The organism is Mycolicibacterium arcueilense (genome assembly GCF_058536225.1).
On record NZ_JBZTYL010000007.1, the window covers coordinates 354,912 to 374,815 of the forward strand.

Here is a 19,904-nt window from a genome sequence, read left to right on the forward strand (position 1 = left end):
CCACTAGACTGTTGCGGTGACGTCTGCATCTCCCCGTCCTGTCCTCGTCGTCGACTTCGGCGCTCAGTACGCACAGCTGATCGCTCGCCGGGTCCGCGAGGCGCGGGTGTTTTCCGAGGTGATCCCGCACACCACCACGGTCGAGGAGATCAAGGCCAAGGATCCGCAGGCCATCGTGCTCTCGGGCGGCCCGGCCAGTGTCTATGCCGAGGGTGCCCCGCGGCTCGACCCCGCACTGTTCGATCTCGACGTCCCGGTGTTCGGCATCTGCTACGGCTTCCAGGCGATGGCCCAGGCGCTCGGTGGGACCGTCGAACACACCGGGACCAGCGAATATGGCCGGACCGAGCTGAACGTCTCCGGTGGCGACCTGCATGCCGAACTGCCGGGCACCCAGCCCGTGTGGATGAGCCACGGCGACGCCGTCACCGCGGCGCCGGATGGGTTCAGTGTCATCGCCTCGAGCGCCGGGGCGCCCGTCGCCGGCTTCGAGAACCGGGCCCGCCGGCTGGCCGGCGTCCAGTACCACCCCGAGGTCCTGCATTCCCCGCACGGCCAGCAGGTGCTGAGCCGGTTCCTGCACGAGTTCGCCGGCATCGGCGCAACATGGACCGCCGCCAACATCGCCGATCAGCTGATCGAGGCAGTGCGGGCCCAGATCGGTGACGGCCAGGCCATCTGCGCATTGTCGGGCGGCGTCGACTCCGCGGTGGCGGCCGCACTGGTGCAACGCGCCATCGGCGACCGGCTCACGTGTGTGTTCGTCGACCACGGCCTGCTGCGGGCGGGGGAGCGCGCCCAGGTCGAGCGCGACTTCGTCGCGGCGACCGGCGCCAAACTGGTCACCCTCGACGTCGCCGACCGCTTCCTGGAGGCACTGTCCGGGGTGACCAACCCCGAGGGCAAGCGCAAGATCATCGGTCGCGAGTTCATCCGGGCGTTCGAGCGGGTGGTCCGCGACACCCTGGGTGCCAGCGAGGGCGAGATCGAGTATCTGGTGCAGGGCACGCTGTACCCCGACGTCGTGGAATCCGGCGGCGGCACCGGCACGGCCAACATCAAGAGCCACCACAACGTCGGCGGGCTGCCCGACGACCTGAAGTTCAAGCTCGTCGAACCGCTGCGTCTGCTGTTCAAGGACGAGGTGCGGGCGGTGGGCCGTGAACTGGGCCTGCCCGAGGAAATCGTTGGCCGCCAACCCTTCCCGGGGCCGGGGCTGGGCATCCGCATCGTCGGCGAGGTGACCGCCGATCGGCTGGACACCCTGCGCCGTGCCGATGCGATCGCCCGCGAAGAGCTCACCGCCGCCGGTCTGGATCAACAGATCTGGCAGTGCCCGGTCGTGCTGCTGGCCGACGTCCGTTCGGTCGGCGTGCAGGGCGATGGACGTACCTACGGCCACCCGATCGTGCTGCGGCCGGTGTCCAGTGAGGACGCCATGACCGCGGACTGGACCCGCGTGCCTTACGAAGTGCTGGAACGGATTTCGACCCGGATCACCAACGAGGTGCCTGAGGTCAACCGGGTCGTGCTGGATGTCACCAGCAAGCCGCCGGGCACCATCGAGTGGGAGTGATCAGCGCGCCGGGTCTCCACGCCAACGAAAACTGTTGACGTACTTACCCATATCCAGGGCAAGGTCGAGATTGGCGCCCGAGGGTTTGCCTGAACCGAAGCTCGGACCGTATTCGTGGTACGGGCCCGTCGCAATCGCGATCAGTGCCAGGTCGTTTTTGACCGCCGCCAGAATGACGACGCGCATCCGCATGTAGTCACCGGTGGCATTCTGCGGCCAGCTGTCGACGACCATGCCGTAGCCGGGTTGGTACCCGACCATCGCGTTCGGGATCTCGTAGTCCATTTCGGTGTCGGGGTAGGCGCTCTCGACCAGCTCCTCGGCGATTGCCTTCGGCGTCCGCCCCTTGGCGGGGGTACCGATCAGTTGCATCGTGCCGCCGTCGCCGGCGAGAAAGTCCGCCGTGACTCCGTCGTCGGCGGTGGTGACCCGGTACGCCGCACCATTCGCGGGATAGGCGACCGAGAATGCGCCGTCGGGTGCGGTGAAGCGGGGATTCGTTGCCACCGGATCGCTGGTCGGCGGATGGCCGCAATCCGGTGGACACCGGTAGCGGGCGGGCGGACTGCTGACCACCGCCGATACCACGACGAGCGCGGCGGTCAGCAGCACGACGCCGCTACCCCATGCCCTCAGCAGCGGTCGGCCGGCCCGGGGTGCGGCCCGCTGCAATGCGCGGATCGCCGCGCCGCAATCGAGACAGAACGCCAGGTCGGGAACGGTGTGCTCGCATTGCCGGCACTGCAGCGATCCGTCGGTGTGGATGGTGCCGTGCGCTTCGTACAACAGGGCGATCTGCAGACCGATCCGCAACGCAAGCATGGCCAAGGCCATCACGGCCAAATGCACTACCAGGACCAAGATCTCGGGTGTCGGCGCGACGTCGACAAGGCCGAGGATCGCGTATAAGACTGGGACGGCGGCGACCGTTACCGCAAGGGCTGCGCGCAAGTATCCGGGGTGCCAGGCGTTGTCCTTGACCGGAGTGAACCACAGGACCACCCCGACGAGAGCCCCTGCGGCCGCGGCGGTCAACGGAACCGCGACTGCCTGAATGCCGGCGTGGACCAGCAGCCCGGTCAAGGGGCGGTCGTGGTCCACCAGCCCGTCGTCGAATTGTGGCGCCAACCGGCCCAATGTGGCTGCCGCGGTGAAGGAGAGCACTCCGAGGGCTCCGATCACAAAGCCGTTCAACGATTCTCGGGTGCGCGGTCCGATCAGGCGGATGACCACCACCGGGATGAGCATCAGCACCACCGCACCGAGCGGGACGCCGAGGCCGTCGCGCATGATCCGGAACTCCGGCACGTCGACGCCCATCGGCATGTCGTACTCACGCGCCACCGCGGTTCCGGTCAGCAGTGTCCAGGCTGCGCCCAGACCGGCACCCAGGACACCGGTCAGCAGCAGAGTACGTGGCGGAAGATTCTGAAAGACAGCGGATTCACGGAGATAGGTGACGAACAGCAGGGGTAAACCGAACGCGGCCAGGGCGGTGATCGCGGCGGGCACTCGCAGCAGGGTGCAGGCGAGCACCGCCACCGCCAGCGCTGTTATCCCGAGTCGGTAGGACGGCCGCGAACGGTGCGGTAGTGCCGGGAACAGCGAGCTGACCACGGACGGCCGCAGCAGGTGCTCGCGGCCGGCGCAGTAGGCCCCTGGCCGTAACCACCGGGCCCCCTGGCGCGGCGGGTTCAGGTAGGTGCCACATGCTCCGCAGAATGTGCCGGCCGGTACTTCGGTGCGGCACACCCGGCATACCCGCCATTCGATGGTGGGCGCCGGCTCCTCTGAGCCGGTTCCGGCGCTATTGCCTATGAGGGCTGCCGATGCCGTGACGCCCAGTGGGCGGCGCCGCAGGTTCTACGTGGGTGGGCGTGAAGCTGTTGGCACCCCCGGGGGAGACCTGCTTCTCGGTGGGCTCCGCCGGCGGTGGAGCTGACGGCGTCGTGGTCGTCGTCGTGGTGGTGGACGGCGTGGTGGTCTCTGGTGCCTTCTCGCCGGTACCGCAAGCACTGAGCCCGATCATCCCGATGATCGCGGCGGAGGCAGCGGCAGCTGCGAGGCGACGAGTTGATCGACGTGACCTCATGATTAGTCCTCACTGTCCCCCGCGGACGAAACAGATACAGCCCGTGAAGCGGGTCTGCCAGCAAACTCTAACCCAGTGCGTTCCGGCGTGGGCGTCAATTCCGCGTTTCCGACCGGACGGCAGGCGATCAGCGGTCGGGATCTCCGCGCCACCGGAAACTGTTGACGTATTTCCCCATGTCCAGCGCCAACTGCAGGTTGGCGCCCGACGGTTTACTGGCCCCCGAGCCGGGGCCGAATTCCCGATACGGTCCGACAGCCGACGCGACGAGCGCGAGGTCGTCCTTCACCGCGACCAACACCAGCACCCGCATCCGCATGTAGTTACTTGTCGCGCTCTGCGGCCAGCAGTCGGCGACCAGGCCGAATCCGGGGTGGTAACCCACCATGGCGTTGGGGATGCTGTAGGCGGTCTTGGTATCCGGATATGTCTTCTTGACCAGAGAGTTGGCGATGTCCTCGGCGCTACGTCCGGTTGCCGGCTCGCTGAACAACTGCAGCATGCCGCCGTCGCCGGCTTTGAACTCCGCGGTGACACCGGTCGGGTTGGTGGTGACCGTGTAGGCGGAGGAGGCCACGGGATAGGAAACCGAGAAGCTGCCGTCGGGCGCGGTGAACACCGGGTTGATCGCCACCGCCTGCCCGGTCGGGGGCCGCCCGCAGTCGGGTGGGCACATGTAGCGAGCCGGTGGCTCACTGGTCGCATGCGAGACCCAGGCCAGTACCCCGGCAACGAGGGCGATTCCGGTGGCCAGGGTCGCCACAACTTTCAGGGCGGAGGTGCCGCGAATGGCCCGGGTTCTGCCGGTAGAAATGGGTACCGCATATCCGGGAAAGAATGTGCTCACCCGGCATCTGACCCCGGGTCACGCACCGGCCGGTGCTCACGGCGCTGTTCTCTGGACGTGCGCGACGATGCGTGGGTGGCAGCACCGCAGTGCGGGCAGAACGACATGTCGGGCACGATATGGCCGCAGCGGGCACAGAAGATTGGCTGATCGGAGGCGATCTCGTCCTGGGCTTCGTGCAGCAGCGCCAGATGCAGGCCGACCCGCAAGGCCAACAACGCCATCACCGAAACCGTGAGGTGCACCGCCAACTGGATCCATTGCGGAACGCGCGCCACATCGATCAGACCCAGTGCGCAGTAGACGATCAGCACCGCGAACGCGCACGAGAACATCACCAGCCGTACATATCCGACGTGTTTGTCGACCTTGGTGGCGGGGCGGGTGAACCACAGCGCTGCACCGATCAGGCCGCCGATGGCTGCTGCGGTCAAAGGCATGGCTACGCCGCGGATTCCGGCCTCGACGATCAGACCGGAGATCGGGCGGTTTCGCGCCACCATGCCGGTGGTGAGTTGCGGTGCCAGCCGGGTGAGCGTGGTCGCTGCGGTGAAGGCCGTGGCGCCGAGGGCGCCGATCATGAAGCCGTCCAACGATTCCCGGCTCGACCGGTTGGTCACGCGGACCACCACAGCGGGAACCAGCATCAGGAACGCTCCGCCCAGCGGAATTCCCAAGCCGTTGCGCATGATCCGGAATGCGGTCACACCGCTACCGAGTGGGACGCCGTAGGACTTGGCCATCACGTGGCCGGTGAGAAGCACCCATCCGATACCCAGCGCAATTCCCAGCACGATGGTCACCACCAGATTGACGCGGTGCAGGTCGCGGAAGGCGTCGGACTCGTAGAGGTAGATCAGGAACAGCAGCGGCAGCCCGAGTGCGGCCACCGCGATCAGGGCCGCGGGCAACCGCAGCACGGCGCAGGTGACCAGGCCTGCCAGCAGGACCAGCATCGCGATGCGGAAGGGGGTGCGGGACTGGTGCGACAGGTGGGGGAACAGTGAGCTGGCGATCGACGGCCGCAACAGGTGTTCATCGGGGGCCACGCAGGATGCGCTGAGGCGCAACCACTCCGGGCCGTCACCTTGTTCCTTGTCGATCGGAACCCCGCACAGCCCGCAGTACTTGCCGTCGGGTACATCGACTTTGCAGACCCGGCACTCGGTGGTCGGCACGTCGGTGTCGTCGGGTGTATCGGTCATCGGTGCGCCTTCTGCAGGACAAGGATGTTCTTGGCGAGGTTCTCCACATCGGGTGACCCGAGTCCGGTCACCAGGTCGTAGCCGGGTGAGGCGGTGGCCACCGCGTTGCCACCGAGGTCGACATCACGGAAGGCCGGCAGCGGGGCGCCCGAGGCGATCTTGTACAACAGCGGATTGAGGTCGCCGAGCGCCCGGCCGCCGTTGGCGATCAGGTACTGGTTCATCACGGCGGCCATCCCGGCCCACAGCGGGGCGGACTGCGATGTGCCGCCCCCGACCAGAACCTGTTTGTTGAGAACGATTTTCACGCCGGTGAACGGATCGGCCACCGCGGCCACATCCGGGGTGAGCCGCCGCCGGGCACCGTCGTCGCCGGGAGCGGATACGTTGCGTTGCCATTCGGGGCGGTCGAAGATCGCGGAGACGCCACCGCCGGTGCCTTGCGACAGCGGGACGTCGAACCAGGCCTGCTCGGCGAGCCAGCCGCCGTGGGCGTCGGTGGACAGTGTCGTGCCACCGACATCGGTCATCTCTGGCAGGGAGGCCACCGAGTCCAGGCCGATGTCGTCCTCGCTGGGTGCGGATGACCAGTCTTGTCCGCCTTTGCATTCCAGGCCGGCCAGGTCTCCGCTGGCATCAAATGCCGTGGTGCCGTGGGTGTGTGCGGTGGCCAGCGCGGAGCGGACCGGGGCGAGATCGGCGGCGGTGATCAGCTTGTCGCAGCCCCAGCCGATCGAGAAGCTCCAGACTGCACCGGGAAACTGCTGGTCGGCAGATTCCAGCATCTTCCCGATCTTCTCGTAGGCGCCGTCACCCTGGACTGTCGGCCGGGCGTTGACGACGACCTTCTGCGCATCCGGGGCGATGGCGTGGGCGAGCTGCAGATCCATGGTGGTCTCGCCGTGCGGGGCACTCGGTTGGCCGCCGACCACGATCGGCGTGAACTGGGGCAGGTCGAAGGTGGTGGCGAAGGTGTCCAGGTCGGCCTGATCGAAACCGTCGAACGCGAAGAACACGATGGTGGTGCCCTTGCCGGTGAATCCCTGCTCCGCCAGGTTGCCGAGGTTGTAGGTGTTGAGCACCCCCTGCGGCGTCAACCCTTGATCCGGGACATCGGTCGGCAGGTTCCTCAGGTCCGGCAGTGACATCCGGTAGGGCGTGTAACCCAGGATGCGGCCGACTTCGGTGACCTCCGCGGACAGCCGGTCGGGTACCGACGGCTGCTGCGGTGAGGCGTAGAACTCCTGACCGCGCCGGCCCCGGTAGTCATGGATGTCCACGCCGAAAGCGGTTGCCAGGTCGGCGGATCGGCCTTCGGCGATGGCCCAGGAGTCACCGGGCCGCCACCGGATGGACAGTGAATGCTCTTCGGCCCACCCGAGCAGCGCAGCCGGTCGGTCGGCGCTGTGCAGCGTCATGGTGAGCTGCGCCGAACCACTCCCGGCTGGGCCGAGATCGGTTGAGGCGGAAAGCAGTTGGGCGTACGGACCCGCGATGTGGGTGGGTCCGTACGCCGATCCGCCCTGGGCGGGCGTAGTCCGCAGGTCGGAGACCAGCAGGGTGCTGAACACGACCAGCGCCAGTACTACCCGCCAGGGGGCGATGTTCATCCCGGCCATGGGCGGACGACCGACTCTCTGCGCTCCGCGTCTAGTTGTCGCCGGGGATGGCGGTCGGTGCCGGCGGTGCCTTCACGCCGGGCGTGAACAGGTTGCCGCCGGTGGGGTTGATCGACTTCTCGCTCGGTTCGATCGTCGGGGGCGGGGCAGGGGTGGCCGGCGCGGTGGTGGTGGTCGTGGTTGTCGTCGTGGTCGGCGTGGTGGTCTCGGGACCCTTCTGCTCTTCGGTACCGCATGCTGCGGTGAACGAGATCATCCCGATGACTGCTGCACCGCCCGCGATGACGGTGAGCCGACGAGTCAACTGCCCAGACTTCATGATGGTGTCCTCACTGTCCCCCGTGCTGTTACAGAACTCGATCTTCGGCGAATCCTGGTGGATTCCCACTACCTGCAACGCAAAGTGGTGGCCAGTCCCATCCCGAAGCGGGTTCTGGTGAACCGAACTCTAACTTAAGGTCCGCGTGGTCGCAGAGCCATTTGCTGCAGGCACTGCTGATCGGGATGTGACGGGACGGCGTTGCTTGCCGGGGCAGGTGGCGCCGGGGTCCGGCAAGCCGCCGAAACCGCGTTCTACCCGGTGTTCGACCTGTTGCCGGGGATGGCGGTCGGTGCCGCCGGTGCCTTCACACCGGGCGTGAACAGGTTGCCGCCGGTGGGGTTGATCGACTTCTCGGTCGGCTCGACCGTCGGGGGCGGGGCAGGGGTGGCCGGCGCGGTGGTGGTGGTCGTGGTTGTCGTCGTCGGCGTGGTGGTCTCGGGACCCTTCTGCTCCTCGGTACCGCATGCCGCGGTGAACGAGATCATCCCGATGACTGCCGCACCGCCCGCGATGACGGTGAGCCGACGAGTCAACTGCCCAGACTTCATGATGCTGTCCTCACTGTCCCCCGTGCTGTTACAGATCCTGGCCTTCGGCGAATCGCTGCGGATTCCCGCTACCTGCAACGCAAATGGCGGCCCAGCCCCATCCCGAAGCGGGTGCTGGTGGGGCGAACTCTAACTCAGAGTCGGCACGGCCGCAGAACGGTCCCGGCCGGCTTCGCCTTCCCGGGGCGGTCGCCGTTGGGCGCAGCTTGACGCTGTCGGGGGGTAGGTGTTTACTCGAGACATCGAACATACATTCGAAAATCGTTAGATGCAGATGGTGCGGGAGGTGTTGTTGTGACTGTTGCGGCTGAGCTTGATTTACGCCTACTTACCCGCTCTGAACAGGTAGAACACCTCCGTCGCAAGATTGCCTCGGTGTCGGGGAAGGTCGGTCCGGTGCATCGCGGCGTGCCCCGGTCCGAAGCGGTGGTACCGGCTCCGGAATCTTTGCTGGAGCCGCCTGAAACCCTGGTTGAGGCGTTGCCTGAGGGCTTACCGACGATGCTGCCTCGCGGGTCCGTCGCGGTGGCCGCGGGTGCCCGGTCGCTGACGCTGGGCATGGTGGCGGCGGTGACATCCGGGGGTGGGCATGCGGTGATCATCGGCCAACCCGATGTCGGCCTGCTGGCCGCGGTGGAGATGGGCGCCGATCTGAGCCGGCTCGCGGTGATCCCCGATCCAGGTGCCGACCCGGTCGAGGTGGCCTCGGTGCTGATGGACGGGATGGATCTGGTGGTGCTCGGGTTGGGTGGGCGTTCGGTGCCTCCGAGTCGGGCCAGGGTGATGGTGGCGCGGGCCCGGCAGAAAGGCTGCACGCTGCTGGTTACCGACGGTGACTGGCAGGGTGCATCGGCTCGGCTGGAGGCCCGGGTGTGCGGTTATGAGGTGGCCGGTGCCGGTCAGGACACCCCGACACCCGGCTGCGGCCGCATCAGCCGGGTCCGGTTGGCCATGCGGGCCAGGGGGCGGGGCATCGGAACGGCTTGTGCGGCAGGCGGATAGCTCGTGCCTGCTGATTCCAGGGTGCTTGCCCTCTGGTGTATGGACTGGCCGGCGGTGGCCGCGGCGACGGCGGCGGGTCTGTCCTCGACGGTGCCGGTCGCGGTCACCCTGGCCAACCGGGTGATCGCCTGCTCGGCGTCGGCGCGTGCGGCCGGGGTCCGGCGCAGGCTGCGCCGGCGCGAGGCGCAGGCCCGGTGCCCACAACTGCACGTCGTCACTGCGGATCCGGCCAGGGACGCCCGCCATTTCGAGAACGTGACGCTCGCCGTCGATGACCTGGTGCCGCGCGCCGAGGTGCTGCGTCCGGGACTGCTGGTGCTCTCGGTGCGCGGCGCGGCGCGGTACTTCGGGTCCGAACCGGTTGCGGCCGAACGGTTGATCGACGCCGTCGCCGCAGCGGGGGTCGAATGCCAGGTCGGTATCGCCGACCAACTTTCCACCGCGGTCTTCGCCGCCCGGGCTGGTTGCATCGTCGAACCCGGGAACGACGCCCGGTTTCTGTCCGGGCTGTCGATCCGGCAACTGTCCACGGAACCGGCCCTGGCTGCCCCGGGGCGCGAAGAACTCGCAGACCTGTTGTGGCGGATGGGCATCCGAACCCTCGGCCAGTTCGCCGAATTGTCCCGCACCGACGTCGCCTCACGGTTCGGGGCCGACGCGGTGACGGCGCACCGGTTCGCCTGCGGGGAGCCTGACCGCGGTCCCTCCGGACGGGATCCGGCCACCGAACTCGATGCGGTGATGAACTGTGACCCGCCGATCGAAAGGGTGGACGCCGCAGCCTTCGCGGGACGGTCCCTGGCCAGTGATCTGCATCGTCATCTGGAGGCGGCCGGGGTGGGCTGTACCCGCTTGGCCATCCACGCCATCACTGCCAACGGCGAAGAGCTGGAACGGGTCTGGCGGTGTGCCGAACCACTGTCCGAGGATGCCACCGCCGACCGGGTGCGTTGGCAGCTGGACGGCTGGCTGAACCGTCGCACCTCCGAGCGGCCCACCGGTCCGGTCACGGTGCTGCGCCTGCGCCCGGTGGAGGTGGTGTCGGCGGCGGCGCTGCAATTGCCGCTGTGGGGCGGGTTGGGGGAGGAGGATCGGCTGCGGGCCCGGCGGGCGCTGCTGCGGGTTCAGGGGCTGCTCGGCCCGGAAGCGGTGCAGGTTCCGGTGCTCAGCGGCGGGCGCGGGCCTGCCGAGCGCATCACCCTCACGCCGTTGGGGGACGAGCCGGTACCGCGAGCCGATCCACGCCAGCCCTGGCCCGGTCAGTTACCCGAGCCCTCGCCGACCGTGCTGCTCGACGATCCGGTGGAATTGCTTGATGGACAAGGAAACCTGGTGCGGGTCACCAGTCGCGGGTTGTTCTCGGCAGATCCGGCGCAGCTGGCCGGTGCCGGCCGCCGTGACGGCAGGCTGCGCTGGTGGGCCGGGCCGTGGCCGGTCGACGAGCGGTGGTGGGATCCGGAGAACCGAGGGGCCGGCCGGACGGCGCGGGTCCAGGTGCTGCTGCGTTCTGGAGGCAGAGAAGGGGATGATCTCGCCCTGCTGCTGTGTTATCGGCAGCGTCGGTGGTATCTGGAGGGCGCCTATGAATGAGGACTGATCAGCTCAGGCGTTGTGCGAAAGCCCCGACCCGGCTGATGAACCGGTCGAAGAATGCTGTCGGGTCGACCTCGGTACCGATCAGCGCATTCGGTGGACGGCCCCAATGTCCCCGCCAGTCGGCCACCGTCATGCCGCGCGTCAGGGTGCCGCTGAGCTCCACATCGACAGTGGTTTCCCGGTAGCTCACCAGTTCTGGATCCAGAGCGACTGCGGCGGCCAGCGGATCGTGCAGGTGTGCCAGGTACCCGTCACCGGTGTCGAAGTGGAATTCGAAGTAGAACCGCATGGCGTCCTCGAGGGCCCGGATCAACGGATTGTCCGTGCTCGACCGGGTGCCCCGCTCGTCGAGCACGCTCATCGGGATGGACGGTGAACCGGCTGCGGTCGCCAGCCGGTTCAGCAGCGCAGGCGTCATCGCGATGTTCTCGGTGAGGTTGAGGCCCAGCACGATTGGCACATGGGTGGCTTCGTCGAGACCCCAGGCGGCATTCCAACCGCCGAACACCTCGGCTGCCGATTCGGGGTCGACGCTGATGTTCCATTCCGACACGGGTGTGGTGTTGCCCCGGTAGTCGAATGCCCCGCCCATGATCACCAGCCGGCGCAGCAGCTTGGGAAGGGTGGGCTCGGCGCGCATGGCCAGCGCCAGGTTGGTCAGTGGGCCGGTCGCCAGCCCGATCAGCTCGCCAGGATAGGCGCGCGCGGCCCGCACCCAGGCCTCGGCGGCGTCATGCGCGGTGAGCAGTCGGTCGCCGGCCGGCAGCTCTGCGTATCCCAGGCCCTGCGGCCCGTGGGTGTCCTCGGCGGTCCGCAGCGGAGCGCTCAATGGCTGTTCGGCTCCCTTGGAGACCGGTATTCCGGTCACCCTGCACAGCTCCAGCAGACCGAGGTTGTTGGTGCAGACCTGTTGCACCGGAACATTTCCCGCGGTCGAGGCGATACCGACCAGCTCGGCCTCCGGGCTGGCCAGCAGATAAGCCAGCGCCATGGCGTCGTCGACACCGGTGTCGACGTCGGCGAACACGGGCAGCATCGGTTCGCCGTTCGGCGGCTCGGTTGATTCGCCGCTCGGCAGCGGTGGCGTCACGGCGTCAACGATATGCCAACGTCATGGCGTATCGGCTCACGACTCGACGAATCGCAGCCCGACGAGGCCGACCACGATCATCGCGATGAACGTCATTCGCAAGGGCGTCAACGCATCGCTGAACATCACCACTCCCGCGATGGTGACACCGACCGCGCCGATGCCTGCCCAGACCGCATACGCGGTGCCGACGGGCAGGTGCCTGACCACCATGGCGAGAATCACGAAGCTGGCCACCGCGGCCACCACGCACACCACACTCCACCACAACCGGGTGAACCCGTCCGACTGCTTGATCGCCAGTGCCCACACGATCTCCAGCGAGCCGGCGAAGACCAGCAATGCCCACGACATCCTTGTCTCCACGACGTCAGGCGTTGTAGCCGCCGTCGACGGTAAGGGTTGCGCCGTTCACGTACTGCGCGTCCGGACCGGCGAGGTAGGCGACAGCGCCGGCGATTTCGTCGGCCTGCGCGAAGCGTCCCAGCGGAATGTTCGGCAGATCGGCGAGGGCCTCGGGACTGCCGGCCGGATTCATCTCGGTGTCGGTATTGCCGGGCTGCACCACGTTGGCGGTGATTCCACGGGGCCCGAGATCGCGGGCCAGTCCCCGAGCGAGCGCGCCGACGGCAGCCTTGGTCGTCGAATACAGCGTCACCCCGGGAAAGGGGGTGCGGTCGGCGAGATTGCTACCGATCGTGATGATCCGGCCGCCTTCGCCCATGGCCGCTGCCGCGGACTGACTGAACAGGAACGGCGCGCGGATGTGCAGATTGATCGCCTGGTCGATGTCGGCGGCGGTCACCGTCTCCAGCGGACCGTTGGGGAAAACTCCGGCGTTGTTCACCAGGATGTCCAGCCGGCCGAACGCCTCGAGGACGGCGTCGACCGCGCGCGGTGCCGCATCGGGTGCAGCGCTGTCGATCTGCAGGGCAAGGGCTTTCGTGCCGAGACCGGTGATCGCGTCGACCACTTCGGCCGCTCGCTCGGGGGAGGAGTGATAGGTGAAGGCCACGTCGGCGCCTTCGGCCGCCAGGCGGCGCGCGATGGCCGCACCGATTCCGCGGCTGCCGCCGGTGACGAGTGCGACCTTGGATGTCAACGCCTTCAACGCCATACCTGGCTCCAATCAATTTTGTAATAGACACTACAAATATAGACTGTTGGCATGCCCCGTCAACCCACTGCCCGTCGCGGCCGGCCGCGCGCGTTCGACCGAGACACCGCGCTGCAGGCTGCGATGGACGTGTTCTGGGAGCGTGGCTACGAAGGCACCCGGGTGAGTGACCTGACCGGCGCGATGGGGCTCAACGCGCCGAGCCTGTATGCGACGTTCGGCTCGAAGGAAGAGCTGTTCCGCGAGGTGGTCGCGTATTACGGTGCCCCGGAACGCTCGCCGCTCATGATGGCGCTGGCGCGTCCGGTTCCGATTCGGGACGCCGTCGAGGCCATGCTGCGCGACAGTGTGCGCCAGTACGCCGACCCTGACAGTCCACCCGGCTGCTTGATCGTGCTCGCGGGGATCGCGTATTCGACCGAGACCGAGGCGTTGCGCGACCTGCTCAAGCGCTACCGGGACGAAGATCGCGCGCAGTTACAGGCCCGGATCCGGGAGGCCGTGGCCGACGGCGAGCTGCCCGGTGATGTGGATCCGCAGCGGCTCGCGTCGTTCCTGATCACCGTGCTCCACGGATTGTCCATCCAGGCAAGGGACGGCGCGCCCCGGGCCGACATGGATGCGGCCGTGGACCTGGCAATGCTGGCCTGGGACAGTGCGGTCAGGAATGCCGGCGCGAAAAGGTCTGGTACGCCGTGACTTACCAGTGCACGCCCGGCACCAGCCGCACCGCCCGCTTCACCGGGCGGGCCACCGTACGCGGGACCCGCAGGCTTCGGGCGCTGCGGACCGGCCGCTTCGGTCGCCGCTGCGTCAGTTCACCTGCCGGCGTCTGAGGGCTCTCACCGGCCTCACCGCGCGCGGCCGCCGAATCCGGATACCCCAGATACAGCTGATGCAGAACGCGACGAGACAGTTTCGGGGTCAGGTAGTTACCGAAATCGGCGACGGTGCCCAGCGGGGTGTCGATCCGGGCCGGCTTGTCCACCAGGCCGCGCACCACCATGGCCGCGGCATGTTCGGCCGAGATCGGCGGCACGGGATTGAGCTTGCGCGACGGCGCGATCATCGGCGTCTTCACCAGCGGCATATGGATATTGGTGAAGGTGATGTGATCGGAGAGGGTTTCGGTGCCGACCACCTCGGAGAAGGCGTCGAGCGCCGCCTTGGAGGGCAGGTAGGCACTGTACTTCGGGGTGTTGGCCTGCACGCCGGCGCTGGACACGTTGACCACGTGGCCGAACCGGCGTTCGCGCCAGTGCGGCAGCAGGGCCAGCACCATGCGCACCGAACCGAAGTAGTTGACCGCCATCACCCGTTCGTAATCGTGCAACCGGTCCGTCGAGTTGGTCACCGACCGGCGGATCGACCGGCCGGCGTTGTTCACCAGGTAGTCGACGTGGCCGAACCGGCCGAGGATGTCCTTGACGGTGTGCTCGACCGACGCGGAATCGGTGACGTCACAGGTGAATGCGTAGGCCTGCCCGCCCGCCGCGCGGATCTCGGCGACCAGGCCGTCGAGTGCCTCGCCGCTGCGGGCCAGGGCGAAGACGCAGGCACCGCGTTCGGCCACGGCGATCGCCGAGGCTCGGCCGATACCGCTGGAGGCTCCGGTGATGATGACGTGTTTGCCGACGAGGGGGCCGGCCGGATCATCGCGACGGGCCCGGTCGGGATCGAGGTGCTCAGCCCAGTACCGCCATAGTTTCGGTGCGTACGAAGAGAATTCGGGTACTGCGATCCCGGTACCGCGCAGCGCAGCGGTGGCGTTGTCCGCGGTGAAGGTCGGCCGTAACTCCGCCACGTCGAGCACGTCACCCGGAATGCCCAGCTGGGTGGCGACGATGTTGCGTACCGCCTTGACCCGGCCCCGCGCCCGCAACACCGGCGCCGCGGTCGCCCGCGGCAGCGAGCCGCGCAGCGGCGGCAGCCCGGCCTCGGCGGCCACGCCGCGGTAGATGTCGCGCAACCCGATGGTCTCGGGTGCGGTCAGGTGGAACGCCTCACCGTCCTTGCCGTCGGTATGCATCAGCGCAACCATCGCGTCGACCACGTAGTCCACCGGCACCACATTCGTCCTACCCGAGTCCGGCAGCATCATGGGCGTGAACCTGGGAAGCGCCGCCAGCCGGGCCAGCACGCCGAAGAAGTAATACGGGCCGTCGATCTTGTCCATCTCGCCGGTCGCCGAATCGCCGACCACGACGGCCGGGCGGTACACCCGGTAGCGCAGGCCCGGCGTCGAGCGCACCAGCAGTTCGGCCTCGAACTTGGTCTGGTGATACGGCGTCGGCAGGTCCTGGGCGACGTCGAAATCGTCCTCGGTGAACACGCCCCGGTGGTTTCCCGCCACCGCGATCGAGGACACGTGGTGCAACGTGGCGTCGAGGCGCCGGGTCAACCCGATCACCGCGCGGGTGCCCTCCACGTTGGCCGCCCGCTGTTCGGATTCGCCGACCGTCATGTCGTAGATCGCCGCGCAGTGCACCACATGCGAGACGTCGCCCAGCTCGGCGATATCGGCGTCGGATAGCCCCAGATCAGCCACTGTCAGGTCGCCGACCAGCGGTTTCACCCGCTCATCCCAGTTCTGGGCCAGCCGCTCGAACCGCGTCAGCGACTCGCGGCGCACCAGCACCCACACCTCGGCGTCGGGTTCGCGGGACAGAATCCGGCTGATCACTCGGCGGCCAATAAACCCGGTACCGCCGGTAACGACATAGTGCATGCGAGCCATCGTGGCCTTAGATCGGGCAAACGTCAATGTAGATTCTCAGAACCAGTGTCATATTCTCGCGATGAGCGTCACATCGATGTCACATATGACACGAATCTGAGAAGAACCGTCTACTGGTGCCGACCACGAAATAGCTTGGCGGATACCGACGAATGTCCTACTAGTAGGGCTACGATCGGCGAGTGGACGAACCTGAAGGCGACAATCCGGCCCCCTCATCGCGAGCCGGCGGAACGAGCCTTTCGGCGCAGCGGCGTCGTTACGTCGGCTCGCGCATCACTCGCTTTCGGGAACATCGCGGACTCAGTCTGGAGGAGCTGGGCCAACGGGTCGGCCTTTCGGCTGGCGTCCTCGAGGCTGTCGAAAGTGGAGAGCACGGAGTCACCTTTGAATGCTTGATCGATATCGCCATTGAGCTCGACGTGGCTGCTTCGGACCTTGTTGAGGGGATGGAGTAGTGGCCGCTCGATGGGGGGCTGCGCCTCGTCTCGATGCCGAAGAGCTGACTAGATGCGATCGCTCGGCGTTCCTGCCTGATAGCTTAAGCACGTGCCGACCCGCCCCAGTCAGGACGATCCCAAACGAGTCAAAGTATGGGAGAGACGGCGGCGTGCTGTAGGTGCTCGCATTGTCGAACTGCGCATCGAAAAAGGCATGACGCAAGAGCAGCTCTCGTTTAAATCTGGTGTATCCAGGAACATCATCATCGATGTTGAGTTCGGTAGGCGCGGGCTTCTGTATGAGCGGCTCGGTGACTTGGCGAAGGCGCTGGGCGTGACGGCTTCCGACTTGCTTGAGGGCATCAAATAGCGTGCAGGCCGGTGCGTCACGGGGGTCTGCTGCACGACTAGGTGACATCTGAGTTGGCTTGCCCGAAGAGGCGGGCTGGAAGGATGTCAGTGTGCCCAAGCCGTACCCCCGTGAGTTCCGCGACGATGTCGTGCGGGTCGCTCGTAACCGTGATGACGGTGTGACGATCGAGCAGATCGCCACCGATTTCGGTGTTCACCCGATGACTCTGCACAAGTGGATGCGCCAAGCCGACATCGACGAGGGCACCAAGCCCGGCAAAAGCGCTAGTGAGTCCGCTGAGCTGCGGGAAGCGCGGCGGCGGATCAAGCTGCTCGAGCAGGAAAACGAAGTTCTGCGCCGGGCCGCGGCGTATCTGTCGCAGGCCAATCTGCCGGGAAAAAGCTCTACCCGCTCGTGAAAGAGCTCGCCGCCGACGGGATCCCCGTCGCGGTGACGTGCCGGGTCCTGCAGCTCGCCCGCCAACCGTATTACCGCTGGCTGGCCAAACCCATCACCGACGCCGAGATCGTCGAGGCCCACCGTGCCAACGCCTTGTTTAACGCCCACCACGAGGACCCGGAGTTCGGCTACCGCTACTTGGTCGAGGAAGCCCGCGATGCCGGTGAGCCGATGGCGCAGCGCACCGGCTGGCGAATCTGCTCTGAGAATCGATTGTGGAGTGTGTTCGGCAAGAAGCGCGGCAAGAACGGCAAAGCCGGCCCACCGGTCCACGACGATCTCGTCGAGCGCGACTTCACCGCAGATGCGCCAAACCAGTTGTGGCTCAGTGATATCACCGAACACCGCACCGGCGAAGGCAAGCTCTACCTCTGCGCGATCAAAGACGTGTTCTCCAACCGCATCGTCGGGTATTCGATCGATTCCAGGATGAAGTCCAGGTTGGCGACCGGCGCGCTCAGTAATGCGGTGGCACGCCGAGGTGAGGTGGCCGGCTGCATCGTCCACACCGATCGCGGATCTCAGTTCAGATCAAGGAAATTCGTACACGCTCTGAGCCGCTATGAGATGGTCGGCTCGATGGGTCGAGTCGGGGCGGCCGGCGACAACGCCGCCATGGAGAGCTTCTTCAGTCTGCTCCAAAAGAACGTGCTCGATCGCCGCCGCTGGAGCACACGAGAAGAGCTGCGGATCGCGATCGTCATCTGGATCGAACGCACCTACCATCGCCGCCGCCGCCAAACCGGACTCGGACGGTTGACCCCGATCGAATTCGAAGCAATCATGACCGCACCGGCCAGTCAGGCCGCGTGACTGAAACTGTCACCTAGTCGTGCAGCAGACCCGAATCTGGTCGCTTACTAGTGGTTTTTTCGTGGGTTTAGATGTGCAAATTATTGCGTTATGCCATGCCAAAGGCGCTTGGGAGGTGATCACGGTGAACGGCAAGGAGCTCCATGCGCAGGCGGTGCGCCTGCCTGTCCACGAGCTGGTCAGTGAACTTCTCGATCATCTAGGGCCGACTTTGGTGGCCGCGTTGGCGGGGTCGCGTGACCGCAAACAGCCGTAGGGGTGAGCCAGCCAGGATGGCGCTGAGCCTCGGGATGCGTCGCTGGCGCGTCTACAAGTGGCCTATCGTGCCTGGTGGACGATCGCTGGCGTCGACGGCGAAACCATCGCGCGGGCATGGTTCATCGGAGCGAATCCTCGTTTCGACGAGCGTCCCCCTATGAATATGTCAATCCGACCTGGGTCCGGGGTGACGGTCTGATCTGAGTCCACGGTCTGGTCAGTGTTGGTGTTGTGGTGAATGTGACCCGCGTCCCGTACCCCGGTCGGTGCCGCGGTGTGCGCAGGCGAGATTCGAGCGGAGCGCTGCGCGCCTGCGGAGCTGGCTTCAGCGCAACCGGTCGACCTCTCCGGTAGTCCGATGATTCTTCAGGCCCAAGGCCAGGTGATGCGCCTGCTCCTCGCCGAAGCGCCGATCGCTACACGCCGCGGTCAGGGGTCAGTCGCTGCGCTCGACACCCTGAGAGTCCTCGTCAGGTGGGTAGCACTGACAATTGACTACTCTCAATTGCAGCCCCAGGCCGATTTACCCTGCTGCGATTCGGAACATCTCAATTCCGCGGCACCCCACTCGGGCCGCACCGCCCAGAACACGGCCGCCGAAACCGCCGCAAGGGTCACCACCGCACTAACGATCCTCAACGCGCACAGCATAACTGAGGCCGCGCACACCTGGCGGAACCTCATGATCGCAGCCACCCACGGCCGCATCCGCCGATCGAGCGAAGCCGACGAAGGCACCCTCACTCCTTCTCTGCGACTGGCCTACCGCCGCGCATACGCCGACGCCAACGTTCATCGCAAACTCCGCCGTTACTTCAGCACCTCCCGGGCCAAGCGCCAGTCGCATCTCGCCGGGTCTGCTCATGACGATCGGTATCGCAACGCCGAACAATGTTGGGCCCGTTGATATCACACCCTTGTGTGTACGGGCTTGTCCGTGTCGACGCGGCGAACTATCCGGTGACGGCCAAATGCGGTTCTCGTCTCGATACCGAGGTGGTCGGTCGCAGTCTCAGCCGCGGCGGCAACAAACAGTCAGTCGACATGCAGTTGTTCAGAGGTCATAGCGGTGGCAGAAAAGTCTGGTCCTTCAGAGGAAGGTCAGGAACCAGCTGACCGAACGGTGACACCTTCAACGGGAGCCGACGAGCCCGAGAAGCTTTGGCCAATAGACGGCCCCGCCCGTCGCCGTGGTGCAGCGCTGTAGAACTGCAGCGGGGAGTGGGATGGAATCAGCTGAGATTGCTGTGTGCGCACCTCATGTCGAGCATCCGCTTTCGTGCGGGCTGCTTTCCTCCGCAATGGTTGAGGGCCGATCGGCTACCCGTACCAGTCCAGCGCAGCTGCGCAGGTAAGTACTGACCGGGTAGGGCGTCCAGCCCGCAACCAGTCCAAGGGGGAGACCAACTTGTCACGGACGAGCAAATCGGGTTGGGGAGTGTGAAGGAATCCGTCGATGGACAAGGGATGAAGATCCGCGGGCAACTCCTTGAGCACCACCTCGAGGCCGGGCACTTGTCGGACCGGCCGCCCGTCGGCGACGACGAATTGCGCGGCCGGGAATCGCCATGTCCGCGCATGGTTGATTCCCCACAGCGCGCGGTGGCGCCGCCGGCGGTGCACGCTTGAGGCGCTGACCGAGAGCCCACGGGCCACTTCCTTGGCTGTGAACGCCGAACCGACCAACTCTCGGATGCGGGCATCGACGCCGATGCCGGCGTATTCCGGCAGATCGGCGATGTCGAGAAGTTCAGAATCGTCAGGGTTGAGCACTTGATGCACTACGTTCGTCTTCGCCGCATCTCCACCTGGTTGGGCCCGAGCGTCACCG

Annotated in this window: 20 protein-coding genes; 9 read left to right on the plus strand and 11 right to left on the minus strand. The window is 66.6% G+C overall.

The genetic code is table 11. From position 1 onward, the window contains the following. Positions 1 to 16: 16 nt before the first annotated feature. Positions 17 to 1,576 (plus strand): glutamine-hydrolyzing GMP synthase, encoded by a 1,560-nt coding sequence (guaA, locus tag AC4LGL_RS05875; RefSeq protein ID WP_491838026.1) that lies wholly within the window; start codon positions 17 to 19, stop codon positions 1,574 to 1,576. On the opposite strand, the gene AC4LGL_RS05880 is transcribed toward guaA, so the two are convergent. From AC4LGL_RS05880 to AC4LGL_RS05905, 6 genes are all read right to left on the minus strand, one after another. Beyond that, positions 1,577 to 3,328 carry a zinc ribbon domain-containing protein gene (locus AC4LGL_RS05880; protein ID WP_491838027.1) on the minus strand — a complete coding sequence of 584 codons (1,752 nt, stop codon included), beginning with the start codon at positions 3,326 to 3,328 and terminating at the stop codon, positions 1,577 to 1,579. A gap of 467 nt (positions 3,329 to 3,795) precedes the next feature. After that, positions 3,796 to 4,515, minus strand: coding sequence for a hypothetical protein (locus tag AC4LGL_RS05885; RefSeq protein WP_491838028.1), 720 nt, complete (start codon positions 4,513 to 4,515; stop codon positions 3,796 to 3,798). Then, the gene (locus tag AC4LGL_RS05890) at positions 4,512 to 5,720 is read right to left on the minus strand and encodes a zinc ribbon domain-containing protein (RefSeq protein ID WP_491838029.1); all 1,209 of its coding nucleotides are present in this window, start codon (positions 5,718 to 5,720) and stop codon (positions 4,512 to 4,514) included. The genes AC4LGL_RS05885 and AC4LGL_RS05890 overlap by 4 nt, the downstream gene beginning before the upstream one ends. Further along, positions 5,717 to 7,330, minus strand: a complete 1,614-nt coding sequence (locus tag AC4LGL_RS05895) for a S53 family peptidase (protein ID WP_491839282.1) — start codon at positions 7,328 to 7,330, stop codon at positions 5,717 to 5,719. Before AC4LGL_RS05895 ends, AC4LGL_RS05890 begins: the two co-directional genes overlap by 4 nt. 40 nt (positions 7,331 to 7,370) lie before the next feature. Then, entirely contained in the window at positions 7,371 to 7,658 is a 288-nt protein-coding gene (locus AC4LGL_RS05900) for a hypothetical protein (RefSeq protein ID WP_491838030.1), read from the minus strand. Between the two features lie 254 nt (positions 7,659 to 7,912). Continuing rightward, a complete protein-coding gene (locus AC4LGL_RS05905) occupies positions 7,913 to 8,209 on the minus strand; it encodes a hypothetical protein (protein WP_491838031.1) in 297 nt (98 codons plus the stop codon). A 294-nt stretch (positions 8,210 to 8,503) separates the two neighbouring features. Here AC4LGL_RS05905 and imuA' point away from each other — a divergent pair, with 294 nt between their 5' ends. Both imuA' and AC4LGL_RS05915 read left to right on the plus strand, forming a co-directional pair. Continuing rightward, entirely contained in the window at positions 8,504 to 9,211 is a 708-nt protein-coding gene (gene imuA', locus AC4LGL_RS05910; protein ID WP_491838032.1) for a DnaE2-dependent mutagenesis accessory factor ImuA', read from the plus strand. Positions 9,212 to 9,250: 39 nt separating this feature from the next. Continuing rightward, positions 9,251 to 10,801, plus strand: coding sequence for a DNA polymerase Y family protein (locus AC4LGL_RS05915; protein WP_491838033.1), 1,551 nt, complete (start codon positions 9,251 to 9,253; stop codon positions 10,799 to 10,801). Between the two features lie 7 nt (positions 10,802 to 10,808). Here AC4LGL_RS05915 and AC4LGL_RS05920 read toward each other — a convergent pair whose 3' ends face one another. From AC4LGL_RS05920 to AC4LGL_RS05930, 3 genes are all read right to left on the minus strand, one after another. Then, entirely contained in the window at positions 10,809 to 11,843 is a 1,035-nt protein-coding gene (locus AC4LGL_RS05920; RefSeq protein ID WP_491839283.1) for a nucleoside hydrolase, read from the minus strand. A 90-nt stretch (positions 11,844 to 11,933) separates the two neighbouring features. Beyond that, positions 11,934 to 12,251, minus strand: coding sequence for a DMT family transporter (locus AC4LGL_RS05925; RefSeq protein ID WP_491838034.1), 318 nt, complete (start codon positions 12,249 to 12,251; stop codon positions 11,934 to 11,936). A 16-nt stretch (positions 12,252 to 12,267) separates the two neighbouring features. Beyond that, positions 12,268 to 13,014, minus strand: coding sequence for a 3-oxoacyl-ACP reductase family protein (locus AC4LGL_RS05930; protein WP_491838035.1), 747 nt, complete (start codon positions 13,012 to 13,014; stop codon positions 12,268 to 12,270). Between the two features lie 51 nt (positions 13,015 to 13,065). Here AC4LGL_RS05930 and AC4LGL_RS05935 point away from each other — a divergent pair, with 51 nt between their 5' ends. Beyond that, complete coding sequence (locus AC4LGL_RS05935; protein ID WP_491838036.1) at positions 13,066 to 13,713, plus strand: TetR/AcrR family transcriptional regulator; 648 nt, start codon at positions 13,066 to 13,068, stop codon at positions 13,711 to 13,713. 1 nt (position 13,714) lies between these two features. On the opposite strand, the gene AC4LGL_RS05940 is transcribed toward AC4LGL_RS05935, so the two are convergent. Further along, entirely contained in the window at positions 13,715 to 15,742 is a 2,028-nt protein-coding gene (locus tag AC4LGL_RS05940; protein WP_491838037.1) for an SDR family oxidoreductase, read from the minus strand. Positions 15,743 to 15,933: 191 nt separating this feature from the next. Between AC4LGL_RS05940 and AC4LGL_RS05945 the strand changes: the two genes are divergently transcribed. From AC4LGL_RS05945 to AC4LGL_RS05965, 5 genes are all read left to right on the plus strand, one after another. After that, positions 15,934 to 16,209: a helix-turn-helix domain-containing protein gene (locus AC4LGL_RS05945; protein WP_491838038.1), complete on the plus strand. Its 276-nt coding sequence runs from the start codon at positions 15,934 to 15,936 to the stop codon at positions 16,207 to 16,209. A gap of 91 nt (positions 16,210 to 16,300) precedes the next feature. Then, positions 16,301 to 16,561, plus strand: a complete 261-nt coding sequence (locus AC4LGL_RS05950) for a helix-turn-helix domain-containing protein (protein WP_151247243.1) — start codon at positions 16,301 to 16,303, stop codon at positions 16,559 to 16,561. Positions 16,562 to 16,652: 91 nt separating this feature from the next. Continuing rightward, a protein-coding gene (locus AC4LGL_RS05955) for an IS3 family transposase (protein WP_491838039.1) occupies positions 16,653 to 17,815 on the plus strand; the annotation gives its coding sequence in 2 pieces (ribosomal slippage) (positions 16,653 to 16,937 and positions 16,940 to 17,815; 1,161 coding nt in all). 61 nt (positions 17,816 to 17,876) lie between these two features. Continuing rightward, complete coding sequence (locus AC4LGL_RS05960; RefSeq protein ID WP_133118288.1) at positions 17,877 to 18,071, plus strand: hypothetical protein; 195 nt, start codon at positions 17,877 to 17,879, stop codon at positions 18,069 to 18,071. A 360-nt stretch (positions 18,072 to 18,431) separates the two neighbouring features. Next, the gene (locus AC4LGL_RS05965) at positions 18,432 to 18,980 is read left to right on the plus strand and encodes a hypothetical protein (RefSeq protein ID WP_077743308.1); all 549 of its coding nucleotides are present in this window, start codon (positions 18,432 to 18,434) and stop codon (positions 18,978 to 18,980) included. Positions 18,981 to 19,393: 413 nt separating this feature from the next. Here AC4LGL_RS05965 and AC4LGL_RS05970 read toward each other — a convergent pair whose 3' ends face one another. Then, entirely contained in the window at positions 19,394 to 19,855 is a 462-nt protein-coding gene (locus AC4LGL_RS05970; RefSeq protein WP_131809025.1) for a hypothetical protein, read from the minus strand. Positions 19,856 to 19,904 lie beyond the last annotated feature (49 nt).

Excerpts from the sequence above, each read along its gene's own strand:
- AC4LGL_RS05890 (WP_491838029.1), bottom strand. The coding sequence starts at position 5,720 with ATGACCGATACACCCGACGACACCGACGTGCCGACCACCGAGTGCCGG.
- AC4LGL_RS05895 (WP_491839282.1), bottom strand. The coding sequence starts at position 7,330 with ATGAACATCGCCCCCTGGCGGGTAGTACTGGCGCTGGTCGTGTTCAGC.
- AC4LGL_RS05900 (WP_491838030.1), bottom strand. The coding sequence starts at position 7,658 with ATGAAGTCTGGGCAGTTGACTCGTCGGCTCACCGTCATCGCGGGCGGT.
- AC4LGL_RS05905 (WP_491838031.1), bottom strand. The coding sequence starts at position 8,209 with ATGAAGTCTGGGCAGTTGACTCGTCGGCTCACCGTCATCGCGGGCGGT.
- AC4LGL_RS05915 (WP_491838033.1), top strand. The coding sequence starts at position 9,251 with ATGGACTGGCCGGCGGTGGCCGCGGCGACGGCGGCGGGTCTGTCCTCG.
- AC4LGL_RS05920 (WP_491839283.1), bottom strand. The coding sequence starts at position 11,843 with ATGCTGCCCGTGTTCGCCGACGTCGACACCGGTGTCGACGACGCCATG.
- AC4LGL_RS05925 (WP_491838034.1), bottom strand. The coding sequence starts at position 12,251 with ATGTCGTGGGCATTGCTGGTCTTCGCCGGCTCGCTGGAGATCGTGTGG.
- AC4LGL_RS05930 (WP_491838035.1), bottom strand. The coding sequence starts at position 13,014 with ATGGCGTTGAAGGCGTTGACATCCAAGGTCGCACTCGTCACCGGCGGC.
- AC4LGL_RS05935 (WP_491838036.1), top strand. The coding sequence starts at position 13,066 with ATGCCCCGTCAACCCACTGCCCGTCGCGGCCGGCCGCGCGCGTTCGAC.
- AC4LGL_RS05940 (WP_491838037.1), bottom strand. The coding sequence starts at position 15,742 with ATGCACTATGTCGTTACCGGCGGTACCGGGTTTATTGGCCGCCGAGTG.
- AC4LGL_RS05965 (WP_077743308.1), top strand. The coding sequence starts at position 18,432 with ATGATTCTTCAGGCCCAAGGCCAGGTGATGCGCCTGCTCCTCGCCGAA.